Raw genomic sequence first — 14332 nt, 5'->3', positions numbered from 1 at the left:
TGTAACATTATCGAAACAGCCTTAAAACGATAATAGAATACTTTAATCCTCTACAAGCCTCGATATCATGCCATCAATTAAACAAAAATATGACAGCGAAATTTTTTACCAGTTTTTTCATATTAGAAGAAAATACTAAAGGAAGTTTTCCTTTAACTGGAAACGGAATAGCCCTTTTCGCATACTTATAACATTGAATGCTATGTAAAAGGAGGCAGCCCCATGGCTATAGAAAAAATGAACAGAGAGCCCCTACTTTATATACAACAACCAGATTTCAACAAACCCAAAATCATGATGCAGACTATTTATGTATCACCAAATTCAAAAGGTAAATCATCCAGAGAAGCTGTGAATGAGAAAAAGGTTTCCAATCACAAAGATGTAACCAAATATTTGGTAAATACCAATGATGAGGTCGTTGATGTCATTCTTTTATCTGAAAATAGTGAAGTTCAAGAGGGAAGAAAGGAACACACATCTGAAAATATCCAAGCCATTATTGAAGAATATGATTCAAAATATGTTTATTCAGAACAGCATACTAGCACAGGCTATCCAATGAACACGATCAAAAGTTTTAAAGAAATGGATATCAATGAAAGGATTAGCTATTTAAGGAACTTTCCAAAGGAGCTCCCACCTGTAACTTGTCTATATATGACCAAGGATCAGCTACTAAGGGGCTTTTTAGTAGGAAAAACAGATGAGAAAATTGAAATTAAACAGCTAAACCAATCAATTATTACTTTAAAAATTAAAGAAATTATTGAAATAAAAATGCTAGGTTATTGATAGAAAATGGGTATTACACTATTAGATTTCCTATTAATTTCTTTAGCCAGCTTTCGCCTAACAAGATTAATCGTTTTTGACAAAATTACCGAATTCATCAGAGCCCCCTTTTTTGATGAAGTGATAGAGACGAACGAAAATGGCTTAGAGGAGTCCTATTTAGTCCCGAAAAAAACTCTCATTAGAGGCTTTATTGGAGAGCTTCTAGGATGCTATTGGTGCACAGGGATTTGGTCATCGCTTTTTCTATGTATTGTCTATTTTGTATGGCCATCTATTTCCATACCATTGATTCTAATCTTAGCAGTTGCTGGTCTTGCGGCTTTGGTTGAATCCATTCTTCAGTATTGGATGAAATGAGCTTGTTTCCTTTTTAACACAAGCTATTGGATATGCATATGATAAGGAAAGGCCATTCACAACATTTAATTTGACTAGGGTGGTGGAACATTCATGTATAAAAGTAAGAGACAGAACATTAAAGTTCAGCAAGTGAAACCGGTTAAAAATAAAAAAGATTGTGGTTGTGGTAAAAAGGCGACAAAAACGAATAGAGATTAATATTCTGAGTTGATTTTTGAGTAGTAACCTAGTGGATATTCTGCATATCCATTACCGCTCATGGATCAACTCTTCTTTATTTGTGAAGATTATGGTCCATCGTAGTGTGGATAACTTGGAAATGAAGGCTATTCTCGCTGATCATCTCCTAATGGACTTCTAGGTAACTTATGACACAAAAAGTCAACATTCGTTAACCTGCTTTTCCTAATCCTCAGTTATTCTTATTTATGCCCTAAACGTACGCTTCTACTATTGCTTTGGGGATTTACTGGAAATAGTGGAATAATAAATCAATCATATATTTCCAATGATTTGTGGAAAATATTTTTAGTTGATTTTCGATTTTATGGAGGAAGGGAAGTTCATGAGAAGGCTGTTATTTGTATTAATGCTCTTTTTAACATTCCTGATGTCAGCGTGTAACGAGGATAAAAACTTGGATGATAGTAAAACAGCAATGATTAAAAAGACAAATCCAAAACCTGCGCTAATATCAACCAACTCGAAAAAACAATGGAATTTAATTGAGAGCATTAAGCATGATGTTGCTTCAGTAGATGAAATATATGATGTTGCAGTCGTAAAAGGAAAGAAGGATACCTTAGTTGTTTATAAGGTGAAGCATTTACGAAGGTTTCATATGAAAAAGATTGAAAAGAATGTACTGAAAAAATTAGAAAAAAAATATCCGAAAGAAAAATTCACCGTTTCAAGTGATTATAAAATATTTTTAGAAGCCGTTAAGCTAAAGGAAAAAATAGAGGAAGACCCCAAATTTTCCGATAAGCAGGCAGAAAAAGAATTACAGGATATCATCAAATTAACTGAAGAGTTAACCTAGAAAGGAGCTTTGTTATGGGAAAGAAGCAAAAGAATACAACTCCTGAACAGTTACAATATCAGCAGCTACAACAAAAGCATGAGCTGAAACGCCCTGTTTTAAAGAACTGCTTAAAGGCTTTTTTCGTTGGAGGAATCATTTGTACTATAGGACAAGCTATTTCCTATTTTTATATTTATAATTTTAATTTTACCGAGCAGACTGCCGGAAATCCTACAACGGCAACTATGGTTTTCCTAGCCATGCTGCTGACAGGTTTTGGCGTTTATGACCGAATTGGGCAATTTGGTGGTGCAGGTAGTGCAGTTCCTGTGACAGGCTTTGGGAATGCAGTGATTTCGGCGGCAATTGAACATCGAACAGAAGGATATGTACTTGGCGTAGGCGGTAATATGTTTAAGCTTGCTGGCTCTGTTATTTTGTTTGGTGTCTTCTCTGCCTTTATCGTGGCGCTAATTAAAACGATACTCATTCAGTGGGGGATTGTGTGATGCTTCAAGGGAGACAAACTTGGTTATTTCAGAATAAGCCTGTCATTGAATCAACAGGTGTGTCAGGAGGTCCATTTGAGGCAAATGGAAATCTTGCTGAGGATTTTGATATCCTTCATGAAGATCTTTGGATGGGACAAGATTCCTATGAAAAGGCAAATAAAGTTTTGGTTGAGGATGCTGTACAAGTAGCTTTAAGAAAGATTAACATGCAGGAAGGTGATATGCAATTCTTCATTGCAGGGGATCTAATTAATCAGATTACACCTAGTAGTTTTGCAGCAAGAACCAATCAGATCCCGTACCTAGGAATTTTCGGGGCCTGTTCCACTTCCATGGAGGGATTAGCGCTTGCCTCTTTCTTAGTTAATTATGGAGGTGCTAAATACATTTTGACTGGAGCATCTAGTCATAATGCGGCAGTTGAAAAACAATTCCGGTATCCAACTGAGTATGGGGGTCAGAAACCACCAACGGCCCAATGGACGGTAACAGGGGCTGGAGTAGCAGTTATTGGTGAAAACCAAGGGAATAATCAAGGCAAGGTTGTAACTACCTCTGCAACCATTGGGAAGGTAGTCGATATGGGTTTATCTGACCCGTTTAATATGGGCGGTGCAATGGCCCCTGCAGCAGCAGATACAATCACAACACACTTTAAAGATCGTAAGATTGATCCATCATATTATGACCTAATTGTAACCGGTGACTTAGGGAAAATCGGTCAAGCAACAACCTATGAGTTACTAAAAAATAATGGACTAACAATAGATCGGGACAAATTTCAAGATTGTGGTCTTCTTATTTATAAGGATAGTCAACCTGTTCAAGCTGGAGCAAGTGGGGCTGGATGTTCAGCGACTGTGCTTTATGGCCATTTAGTAAATCAATTAAAGGCAGGTACTTATCAGAAAATCCTTGTCGTTGCAACTGGTGCTCTTCTTTCACCGCTGAGCTATCAGCAAAAAGAATCCATTCCATGTATTGCACATGCCGTTTCAATCGAAATGAGTTCATGAGGAGGTCATCTTTATGCTTGCAATGTTTTTTTGGGCATTTGTTGTAGGAGGTATTATTTGTGTTATCGGACAACTCCTCTTTGATGTAGTAAAATTAACGCCTGGCCATACCCTTAGTTTATTAGTGGTTATTGGGGCAATATTAGATGGGTTAGGCTGGTATGAACCTTTAATAGACTTTGCCGGTGCTGGTGCCACCATCCCAATTACTAGCTTTGGAAATTCACTTGTTCATGGAGCCTTGCAAGAAGCGGATCAGCATGGGATTGTAGGGGTTTTAACTGGGATGTTTGAAATCACAAGTTCTGGTATTTCCGCTGCGATTGTTTTTGGGTTCATCGGTGCTTTAGTTTTTAAACCAAAAGGATAAAAGAGCCTATACATACTTTTACCATCTCACATATGTTATTAATGAAAACATGTAAAGTGAGGTGGCAAGAAATGGGCTTCTGCGGATTTGGCGGCTACGGCGGCGGTTACGGTGGTTTCGGCTACGGCGGTGGTTATGGCAGCACTTTTGTACTAATTGTTGTGTTGTTTATCTTACTCATTATTGTGGGTGCAAGCTTCTATAACTAATATAGAAAGAGCTGACTATTTTGTGGAAAGAATATAATGTCTAAATTTAAGGCATATACTTGACAAAATAGTCAATAAGCTGATCCATCAAGGGTCGGCTTCTCTTTTTTAATTTTCTGAATTTGCTCTTGAATATTTTTACAAAAGGGTATAGTATTATGATTAAGCTACATACCAACCGGTTAGTATTATAGGAGGGAGAAAATTGAATTTTTCTTATTCAGACAAAGTCAAAGAATTACAGAAAAAATTAACTTCATTTATGGAGGAGTATGTTTATCCAAATGAAAAGGTTTATGAGCAGCAGGTCAATGAACAAAGTGACCGTTGGAGTGCTGTTCCGCCAATTATGGAGGAATTAAAGAATCGAGCGAAAGCTGAAGGATTATGGAATCTATTTTTACCTGAAAGTGAATATGGGGCAGGATTAACAAATACGGAATATGCTCCTCTTTGTGAAATTATGGGTCGTTCTATGATTGGACCTGAGGTATTTAATTGTAGTGCACCAGATACGGGTAATATGGAGGTTCTCGTTCGTTATGGTAATGAGCAGCAAAAGAAACAATGGTTAGAGCCACTCCTATCAGGAGAAATTCGCTCCTGCTTTTCCATGACTGAGCCGGATGTTGCTTCTTCTGATGCAACCAATATTGAGGCAAGTATTGTCCGAGACGGCGATGAATATGTCATTAATGGCATAAAATGGTGGTCATCAGGTGCTGGGGACCCACGTTGTAAGGTTGCTATCTTTATGGGAAAAACCAATCCAGATGCTAATCGTCATGAACAACAATCGATGATTTTAGTGCCATTAGATTCGCCGGGTGTGAAAATTGAACGAATGCTTCCTGTATTCGGTTATGATCATGCTCCACATGGACATGGACATATTACATACCAAAATGTAAGGGTTCCGGTTGAAAATATTCTTTGGGGTGAAGGAAAGGGATTTGCAATTGCCCAAGGAAGGTTGGGACCAGGAAGAATTCATCATTGTATGAGAACCATTGGTGCGGCAGAACGTGCATTGGAGGAATTATGTAAGCGTGTACAAAAACGTGTAGCTTTCGGAAAACCTCTAGCTAAGCAAGGGGTAATTCAAGAATGGATTGCAGATTCTAGAATTGAGATTGAACAGGCGCGCCTATTAACCTTAAAGGCAGCCTATATGATGGATACCGTTGGAAACAAAGAGGCAAAATCAGAAATAGCTATGATCAAGGTTGTAGCACCATCCATGGCATTAAGAGTCCTCGATCGTACGATTCAAGCCTTTGGGGCTGCTGGTGTATCCGATGACTTTCCGTTTGCTTCACACTGGGCAAATGTGCGGACGTTAAGACTTGCTGATGGTCCAGATGAAGTCCATCGCGCACAAGTGGCCAAGCTAGAGCTACGAAAATATCAATAAAGAATATTCCTTTTAATAGGGAATAATGAGGATTGCGAACCAGTTTATTATGTTGAACGTGAGAAGGAATAAATAGATTAAGAGAGTAGGGGAATGTATGCATGTTTTGAAGCTATTTGATTTAACAGGAAAGACCGCGATTGTTACAGGAGGCGGCAGGGGATTAGGTGCACAAATAGCAGAGGGCTTTGCCGAAGCGGGGGCAAATGTGGTCCTGTGCTCAAGAAAGGTGGATGCATGTCAAGAGGTTGCTAGCCAATTAGAAGAGAGGCTAGGTGTAAAAACATTAGCATTAGCATGCGATATTTCAAATCCAAACGATGTTAATCGCGTGGTGGAGGAGACATTAAAACGATTTGGATCAATCGATATCCTTGTCAATAATAGTGGCGCCACTTGGGGAGCACCTGTTGCTGAAATGCCATTGGAGGCTTGGCAGAAGGTCATTGATGTCAATGTAACAGGCACGTTCCTTATGAGTCAGGCGGTTGGGAAGGTGATGATTGAGCAAAAATCTGGGAAAATCATCAATATTGCATCCGTTGCAGGATTAGGTGGAACGGACCCAAGAGTGATGGATACAATCGGCTATAACACAAGTAAAGGGGCGGTAATCACTTTTACAAAGGATTTAGCTGTAAAATGGGGTCCTCACAATATTAATGTGAATGCAATTGCACCTGGATTTTTCCCAACGAAAATGTCCAAGGTGTTAATTGAAAAAGGAAGAAACCCAATTCTTGAATCAACTCCTCTTCGAAGATTTGGTACAGATAATGACTTGAAGGGTGTAGCCGTATTTCTAGCCTCTGAGGCTTCAAGCTTTATGACCGGGGATGTATTAGTTGTTGATGGAGGAACCCACGCTTAAGAACAAAGGATATCCTTGTCAATCGTTGCAGCTTACCTAGGGGCGTTAGATATCGCAAATGCGCCCCTTAACTAGGCTGATCGTCAAAAAAATTCTATATTTTAGTAAATTTGGAGGTTTTTTGGTAGTTTCTGACGAATTAATATATCAATCCTTGAATGAAGAAAAACAAGGAGAATGGAATGTGAGGAGGGGAAGCGTGAGATTAGAAAATAAGGTAGCTATTGTGACAGGTGGAGCTGGAGGAATTGGTAGAGCGACTGCCATAAAATTTGCTAAAGAAGGTGCAAAGGTAGTCGTTGCTGATCTTAATTCAACCGGTGGTCAAGAAACGGTAAAAATGATCTCTGACTTTGGAGGAGAATCCATTTTTATCGAAACGGATGTAACAAATTCAGGGCACGTCAAGGAGGTTGTTTCGCAGGCGACAAAAGCGTACGGAGCGATACATATTCTTTTTAATAATGCAGGAATTGGTCAGAGTGAGGTCAGAAGTGTTGATTTGACAGAAGAAGAATGGGACCAAATTGTAAACATTAATTTAAAAGGTGCCTTTCTTGGAATTAAATACGCTGTTCCAGAAATGATTAAATCAGGTGGTGGATCCATTATTAACACAGCAAGTCTCCTAGGGTTAAAGGGTCAAAAATATGTTGCTGCCTACAATGCCTCAAAGGGTGGTTTAATCCTGTTGACAAAAAATGCTGCATTGGAATATGGAAAATACTCTATTCGAGTCAACGCCATCGCACCGGGTGTAATTGATACAGATATTATTGAAGGCTGGAAAAACAATGAAAGAAAGTGGCCTATTATTTCTAGAGCTAATGCACTTGGTAGAATTGGTAAACCTGAAGAAGTCGCAGAAGCTGTGCTATTTTTAGCATCGGATGAGGCATCCTTTATAACCGGAGCAACACTCTCCGTAGACGGCGGGGGAAGTACTTTTTAAAAATAATTAATCCTAATTAAATGGAGGTAATCCTATGAGTGAAAAGAAAGCTTGGTTAGCCCATTATCCAGATTCAATTGCAAAAGAAATTGATATTCCAAATAAATCAGTTCCACAACTCCTTCAAGACACTGCAGCCGAGTATCCTCAAAATCAAGCCATTACCTTCTACACGAAAAAAATAACTTACCAAGAGCTTCTGCAAGCAGCAACAGCATTTGCTGCATCCCTACAATCAGTAGGTGTGCAAAAAGGTGACCGAGTTGGAATTATGTTGCCTAACTGCCCTCAATATGTAATTTCTTACTACGGTGCTCTAATGTCAGGAGCAATTGTCACACAAATGAACCCAATGTTAGTCGAAAGAGAAATAGAATATATTCTAAAGGATTCAGGTGCTGAAACCGTAGTTGTATTTGATGCCTTATACCCACGACTTAAATCAGTTCAGGGGAATACGAATCTTAAAAATATCGTGGTGGTTAGTCTACAGCCATCAGAGCAAAGCTTTGGAGATGATTCCTCCTTTGACCAATTCCTAACCGTTGGAAAAATGCAATTTACTCCAGTTGATATTGAACCTGAGCATGATGTTGCCGTTCTTCAATATACAGGAGGAACTACAGGTCGATCCAAAGGGGCTATGCTTACCCATAGAAATCTGGTAGCAAATATTGTACAAACTACTGAGTTTTTTAAACCAAGCGTAAATGTGGGAAAGGAGCGCTTTCTAACAGTTATTCCACTTTTCCATGTTTTTGGAATGACCTCATGTATGAACTATGCCATTTATACAGCTTCAGATTCCATCATGCTGCCGCGCTTTGATTTAGAAGAGGTGCTGAATACAATTAAGCAGGAACAACCAACGATTTTCCCTGGAGTTCCAACCATGTATGTGGCTATTACCAATCACCCACGTGCAGAGGAATATGGTATAAATTGTATCGAGACCTGCAATAGTGGGAGTGCTCCAATGCCACTTGAGCTTATGAGGGAATTCGAAGGAAAGACTGGATCGAAAATCCTTGAAGGCTACGGGTTATCCGAGGCATCACCAGTTACACACTGTAATCCGGTATTTGCTGAGAGAAAACCAGGTAGTGTAGGAATCGGCTATCCTTCAACTGATTATAAAATTGTTGATTTAGCAACTGGAACAGAAGAGGTCCCTACAGGTGAATTAGGAGAGCTTATTATTAAAGGTCCACAAGTCATGAAGGGTTACTGGAACATGCCAGAGGAAACAGCGGAAACCTTAAGAGATGGCTGGTTATTCACAGGTGATATCGCAAGGGTAGATGAAGATGGATACTTATATATCGTTGACCGCAAAAAAGACCTTATCATTGCAAGCGGTTACAACGTATATCCTCGTGATATTGAAGAGGTATTGTATGAACATCCTTCTGTACAGGAGGCTGTTGTTATTGGAGTACCTGATGCCTACCGCGGTGAAACCATTAAGGCTGTCATCGTACTAAAGGCCGGCAAAGCGGCCACAGAGGAAGAAATTGTTCAATACTGTAAAGAAAATTTATCAGCCTATAAGATACCAAAAATTGTAGAATTCCGAGCAGAGCTTCCAAAAACAGGAGTAGGAAAGATCCTTCGCCGTGCATTAAGAGAAGAAGCAAAGCAATCATAATCTAAATAATGAAGAAAGCGTCAAAAAGGAAAAGAGTTTGAACAAAAAATGATTTTTGGCGCTTTCTCATAAAAATATCATTCAAAGATATTTTAAATGTGGATTAGGAGTGGTATGTATATGATATAATTCTAAGATAATTTTTAAGATTGTGAGGACACTAAGGTGAAGGAAAAAATTACAGAGCAAAGTGTATTCTTATTTGAAAAAAAGGGTTATAGTGAAACATCTATTCAGGATATCGTCGATTCACTTGGCGTGACAAAAGGGACTTTTTATTATTACTTTTCTAGTAAAGAAGAATTGTTAATGGATATCCAATTAAGATACATTGATGAGCTACTGGAGCATCAGGAAAGTATATTGAATGATACCACGAAGGATAGTAAAAGCAAATTGTTTGAGATCGTTTATATGTCATTGACTAGTATAAAAAAACAAGGCTCAAGCGCAAGAATCTTTTTTCGTGAAATGAAAAATCTAAGCGAGGAAAGTCTGACAAAAATCATGCCGAAACGGGACCAATATCGTTTGAATATTGAGAGATTGGTGAAAGAGGGCATTGAAAAAAAGGAATTCCGAAATGACCTAAACCCAATCATTGTGACGTTTGGAATTCTTGGAATCATGAACTGGACATATCAATGGTTTAGCCCAAAGGGAAGCTTATCTGAGCGAGAGGTATCTGAGATTTATGTGGAAATGCTTTTGAATGGAATCCAGATAAACTAATTAATAGTATCTAATAATATTGCGTTCTGGAGATTGTCTTCATTGCGAAGAAATACTCCTTGGAACGGTCTATTTTTTACATACCAACTGGTTAGTATTAAGTCAATGCCAATGATCCTTTGAATATGAAAAAAACAGCTAATAACAAATATTTTTAGAGTTTGTTTCATAGATTAATTGGATAAAAGAGCTTTTTATAGAAGAGGTACTTATTAGGAGAATAAGGAGGGAGTGAGAGGGTGAGTAGAATTTCCATTATTCCACGCTTTGGTGAGACAGATGCATTAGGGCATGTCAATAATGCTAGCTACTTCAGCTATTTGGAGGAAGCACGGATACGTTTTTTCGAAGAAATAGGCTACAACATTAGTTCAAAGGAATGGAATTTTATCCTTGCCTCAACAAAGTGTGATTTTGTCAACCAAGGATATTTTAATCAACAAATGACAATTAATACCTACGTCTCCCGTATTGGAACAAAGAGTTTCCAATTGGAGCACGATATTATTTGCTCGCAAACTGGAGAAATAATCGCTAAAGCAAATGCAATCATTGTTTACTTTGATTTTGAAAAGCAAAAGAGCGCACCAATCCCTGGATTATTAAAGGAAGGTTTAAAGAGTTATCTTGCCCATTAATAAAATTCGCAATATTCAATCTACAAAGGAGAATAATCATGCAAAAGCAAATCCATGATGACACAATTCCTGTCCGCAAAGGAGAGGAACTCAATTTACAAGAATTAGAGAATTTTCTTCGCTTACATTTTAAAGATTTACCATCACAACCACTAGAGCTCCTACAATTTTCTGCTGGTCATTCGAATCTCACCTATCAAATTAAGATTGGAGAATGGGAGGGTGTTTTGAGAAGACCTCCACTTGGTCCGGTTGCCCCAAAAGCACATGACATGGAAAGAGAGTTTCGAATATTAACGGAGTTGAATCCTCTATTTGACGCAGCACCTAAGCCATTATTGTTTTCAGATGATACATCTGTTGTGGGGAGTCCTTTTTTCCTAATGGAAAGAAAGCATGGTGTTGTCTTAGATACGTCATTCCCGAGTGGAACGGAGGTAACAAGGGAGCTTTGCTGGCAAATATCTGAAACGATGGTTAGTCAGCTCGCCAATCTTCATGCTATTGATTATAAAAACACAGGTTTAGTTGAAATCAGTAAGCCTGAAGGATTTATGCAAAGACAGGTTCAAGGCTGGAATTCTCGCTATGAGCGTGCGAAGACTGATGAAGTAAAGGAAGCATCCTCCTTAATGAAATGGTTAGAGGAAAATGCCCCTGCTAAGCATGACGCTGCCATTATTCATTATGACTATAAGCTAAATAACGCCATGTTTAGTGAGGATTACGAGAAAATGATTGGTCTTTTTGATTGGGAAATGACGACGGTTGGAGATCCCCTTGCAGACCTTGGAGCAGCCATGAGTTATTGGACAATGCCTAATGATCCAGAATTACTTAAGAATGGGTTAGGGAAACCACCTGTAACTGCGATATATGATGGCTTTATGACAAGGGAACAATTTATAGAGGCATATGCCCAAAAGAGCGGAAGAGATGTAACCAATCTCAACTTTTATTTGACCTTTGCTTACTTTAAGCTAGCAGTCATTTGCCAGCAAATATATTATCGCTATAAAAAGGGTCAAACAAATGACCAAAGGTTTTCTAAATTTAATGTTTATGTTCAAAGCCTAATTTCTCATGCTACTAATGTAGCTTTAAACAGACAATAGTTGAGGTGCGATATGGTAAAAATTCACCTTCTTTTAAGGAAGGAAGATATTAGTGAGGAAAAAATGGAGAAGGGTTCGAAGCTAGCTGTTGTATTGGATGTGCTGCTGGCTACAACTACGATAACATCTGCCTTAAAGGACGGTGCAAACGAGGTCATACCCGTACTTACTCCAGAGGAAGGATTAAGGATCTCCAAGGAGCAAACAGGGGATTTCGTTTTAGCAGGAGAGCTGAATATCAAACCCATTGAAGGATTTATTTATCCCAATCCAACAGAAATTCGAAAAGTTATAAAAGGTAGGACCTTAATACTTTCCACAACCAATGGAACGGTTGCGCTAAGAAAATCCTCGAATGCAAATAAGGTCTACATCGCTTCTCTGTTAAATAACCCATTTGTTGCAAGAAGTGTTCAAGAGGAAATGGAGGATGACTACACTATTGTGGTGGTCTGCTCTGGGAATTCAGGGGAGTTTAGTTTGGAGGATTTCTACGGTGCAGGACATTTTATTAGCTGTCTTTTACAAGATTACGAGAATCCCATTGAATTAACTGACTCGGCTAAGGCAGCACTATCCTTTTATCAGCTTCAAATGAACGATTCCTATGAGGTACTACATTCCTCTTATGTAGGTCAATTTTTTGATCGTTACGACATAATGGATGAGTTAAGCCTGGCTGCAGAAAAGGGTACTGTACCAATCGTGCCAATTTTAGATGGAATAAAAGTAGTAACTGAAAAAACATATAACGCCTATAAGTGACAATCCATACGGAAGGTGACCAAGAATGAATAAAACTGAACAAATCAAAGAAGGCGCAAGCTTTTTATATTCACCATTAGATTTACACCATCTATTTACACCAGAGGATGTAAGTGATGAGCATCGCATGATTGGTGCGACGGCTAAACAGTTTATCGAAAAGGAAGTCATTCCACAAAAAGAGGAAATAGAAAAGCAAAATATCGAGCTAATTGTGTCTTTATTGCATAAAGCCGGTAATCTAGGATTGCTTGCCCATAGTGTTCCTGAACAATATGGAGGACTAGGCTTAGACAAAATAAGTAAAGGAATTGTAGGGGAGCATGTCGGGATAACAGGAAGCTATGGAGTTGCTCAATCGAATCATACATGTATCGCAACATTACCGATTACTTATTTTGGAACAGAAGAGCAAAAGGCAAAATATTTACCTAAGCTTGCCTCTGGGGAATACATTGGTGCCTATTGCTTAACTGAACCAAATGCGGGGTCTGATGCTTTATCTGCTCAAACAACTGCAAGATTAAATGAGGCGGGAACTCATTATATTTTAAATGGTACGAAAATCTTTATTACAAATGCCGTTTTCTCCGATACATTCATAGTTTACGCGAAGGTCGATGGGGAACATTTTACAGCTTTTATTGTAGAAAAAGGTTTTCCAGGACTTTCTCTAGGTCCAGAGGAAGAGAAGATGGGAATCAAAGGATCTTCAACGAGATCAGTAATTTTAGAGGATTGCGAGGTCCCTGTTGAAAATGTCCTTGGTGAAATAGGAAAGGGGCATGTCATCGCTCTAAACGTATTAAATCTAGGACGCTTTAATCTTGGTTTTGCTTGTATGGGTGGAGCAAAGCAAGGTTTAAAAATGACCATTTCCTATATTCAAGAACGAAAGCAGTTTGGGAAGGCGATTGCTGATTTTCCGGCTTCAAAGGAAAAAGTGGCAAAAATGGCCTCTCAAATTTACGCTGCAGAGTCTGTTCAATACCGGACAGCTGCTCAATTAGAGGACGCCTTAGGTGGATTATATGAATCTACTGATCAAAGGCTCATCGCAAAAAAACTAAGTGAATATGCAACAGAATGTGCAATTTGCAAGGTGTTTGGCTCTGAAACTTTGGATTATGTAGCAGACGAAGCCCTTCAGCTACATGGCGGGGCAGGTTTTATTAAAGATTATGGGATTGAACAAATGTATCGTGATTCAAGAATTAATCGGATTTTTGAAGGAACAAATGAAATTAATCGTCTGCTCATCCCGACTCATCTTTTCCGTAAAGCCATGAAGGGAGAAATCAATCTTCAGGTGAAAGTGGAGGAGGCTCTTCAAGAGCTGCAAAACGGAGGCCATGCTTATGAAGGAGAGCTTGCTTCAGAACGGGCAGCCGTTGATGTAATAAGAAATCTATTCCTAGTGTGTGCTGGGCTAACCTTTGAGGCGTTTGGTCCGAATCTAGTGAATGAACAGGAAGCATTAATGCGTCTGGCTGATCTTGCTATCTATCTATTTGCTACAGAATCAAGTGTGTACCGAACTTATAAATCCTTGCTTAAAAACGGAGTTAAGGAATCTTCAATTAAGATTCAATTAACTCAAACCTACTTGCAAAACGCCCTTTGGGAGGTAGAAAGAATTGCCCGTTCTCTTACTGCGGATCTAATAAATGGTGAAAGAAGCCGCAAGCTTTCAGGACTTATTGTTAGAGAATGCGGTAGGTATCAAACCCAGGGTAAAAGCTATGAGCGTAACCGCCAAATAGCAGAAAGACAATATTCTGTAGGTCAATATGTCTGCTCATAATTGATTTAAATTAAAGGATAAAAAAAGGTGTGGGGACACAAATAGATCAACCTTCTTATTAAGGATTTGTAAAAATCTATTTGTGAAAAAAATAGTTAACAAGG

Annotated in this window: 16 protein-coding genes; all 16 read left to right on the top strand. The window is 38.7% G+C overall.

The window, feature by feature from the left end; all coding sequences use genetic code 11:
• Positions 1–222: 222 nt before the first annotated feature.
• The 16 genes from BQ6100_RS09390 to BQ6100_RS09315 all read left to right on the top strand — a co-directional run bounded on the left by BQ6100_RS09390 (position 223) and on the right by BQ6100_RS09315 (position 14228).
• Positions 223–795: a CotO family spore coat protein gene (locus tag BQ6100_RS09390; protein WP_075981415.1), complete on the top strand. Its 573-nt coding sequence runs from the start codon at positions 223–225 to the stop codon at positions 793–795.
• 6 nt (positions 796–801) lie between these two features.
• Positions 802–1155 (top strand): DUF1360 domain-containing protein, encoded by a 354-nt coding sequence (locus tag BQ6100_RS09385; RefSeq protein ID WP_075981414.1) that lies wholly within the window; start codon positions 802–804, stop codon positions 1153–1155.
• Between the two features lie 568 nt (positions 1156–1723).
• Complete coding sequence (locus BQ6100_RS09380; RefSeq protein WP_075981413.1) at positions 1724–2200, top strand: sporulation protein; 477 nt, start codon at positions 1724–1726, stop codon at positions 2198–2200.
• Positions 2201–2214: 14 nt separating this feature from the next.
• Positions 2215–2691, top strand: a complete 477-nt coding sequence (gene spoVAC, locus BQ6100_RS09375; RefSeq protein WP_075981412.1) for a stage V sporulation protein AC — start codon at positions 2215–2217, stop codon at positions 2689–2691.
• Entirely contained in the window at positions 2691–3710 is a 1020-nt protein-coding gene (spoVAD, locus tag BQ6100_RS09370; protein WP_075981411.1) for a stage V sporulation protein AD, read from the top strand. Before spoVAC ends, spoVAD begins: the two co-directional genes overlap by 1 nt.
• A 13-nt stretch (positions 3711–3723) precedes the next feature.
• A complete protein-coding gene (gene spoVAE, locus BQ6100_RS09365) occupies positions 3724–4080 on the top strand; it encodes a stage V sporulation protein AE (RefSeq protein ID WP_075981410.1) in 357 nt (118 codons plus the stop codon).
• 71 nt (positions 4081–4151) lie between these two features.
• Positions 4152–4289: a YjcZ family sporulation protein gene (locus BQ6100_RS09360; RefSeq protein ID WP_075981409.1), complete on the top strand. Its 138-nt coding sequence runs from the start codon at positions 4152–4154 to the stop codon at positions 4287–4289.
• Positions 4290–4494: 205 nt separating this feature from the next.
• Positions 4495–5703: an acyl-CoA dehydrogenase gene (locus tag BQ6100_RS09355; protein ID WP_075981408.1), complete on the top strand. Its 1209-nt coding sequence runs from the start codon at positions 4495–4497 to the stop codon at positions 5701–5703.
• A 97-nt stretch (positions 5704–5800) separates the two neighbouring features.
• Positions 5801–6574 carry an SDR family oxidoreductase gene (locus tag BQ6100_RS09350; protein ID WP_075981407.1) on the top strand — a complete coding sequence of 258 codons (774 nt, stop codon included), beginning with the start codon at positions 5801–5803 and terminating at the stop codon, positions 6572–6574.
• Positions 6575–6773: 199 nt separating this feature from the next.
• A complete protein-coding gene (locus BQ6100_RS09345) occupies positions 6774–7526 on the top strand; it encodes an SDR family NAD(P)-dependent oxidoreductase (protein ID WP_075983503.1) in 753 nt (250 codons plus the stop codon).
• Positions 7527–7560: 34 nt separating this feature from the next.
• Complete coding sequence (locus BQ6100_RS09340) at positions 7561–9174, top strand: long-chain-fatty-acid--CoA ligase (protein ID WP_075981406.1); 1614 nt, start codon at positions 7561–7563, stop codon at positions 9172–9174.
• A gap of 165 nt (positions 9175–9339) precedes the next feature.
• A complete protein-coding gene (locus tag BQ6100_RS09335) occupies positions 9340–9906 on the top strand; it encodes a TetR/AcrR family transcriptional regulator (protein ID WP_075981405.1) in 567 nt (188 codons plus the stop codon).
• A 239-nt stretch (positions 9907–10145) separates the two neighbouring features.
• Entirely contained in the window at positions 10146–10544 is a 399-nt protein-coding gene (locus tag BQ6100_RS09330) for an acyl-CoA thioesterase (protein ID WP_075981404.1), read from the top strand.
• A 38-nt stretch (positions 10545–10582) separates the two neighbouring features.
• Complete coding sequence (locus BQ6100_RS09325) at positions 10583–11659, top strand: phosphotransferase family protein (RefSeq protein ID WP_173719824.1); 1077 nt, start codon at positions 10583–10585, stop codon at positions 11657–11659.
• A 12-nt stretch (positions 11660–11671) separates the two neighbouring features.
• A complete protein-coding gene (locus BQ6100_RS09320) occupies positions 11672–12424 on the top strand; it encodes a 2-phosphosulfolactate phosphatase (protein WP_075981403.1) in 753 nt (250 codons plus the stop codon).
• Between the two features lie 25 nt (positions 12425–12449).
• A complete protein-coding gene (locus BQ6100_RS09315) occupies positions 12450–14228 on the top strand; it encodes an acyl-CoA dehydrogenase family protein (protein ID WP_075981402.1) in 1779 nt (592 codons plus the stop codon).
• Positions 14229–14332: the final 104 nt, after the last annotated feature.

It is taken from the genome of Bacillus massilinigeriensis (assembly GCF_900117315.1).
Classification (GTDB): Bacteria; Bacillota; Bacilli; order Bacillales; family Cytobacillaceae; genus Bacillus_BE; species Bacillus_BE massilionigeriensis.
The sequence above is the reverse complement of the archived record's forward strand: the minus strand, read 5'-3'. Positions and strand labels throughout refer to the sequence as shown.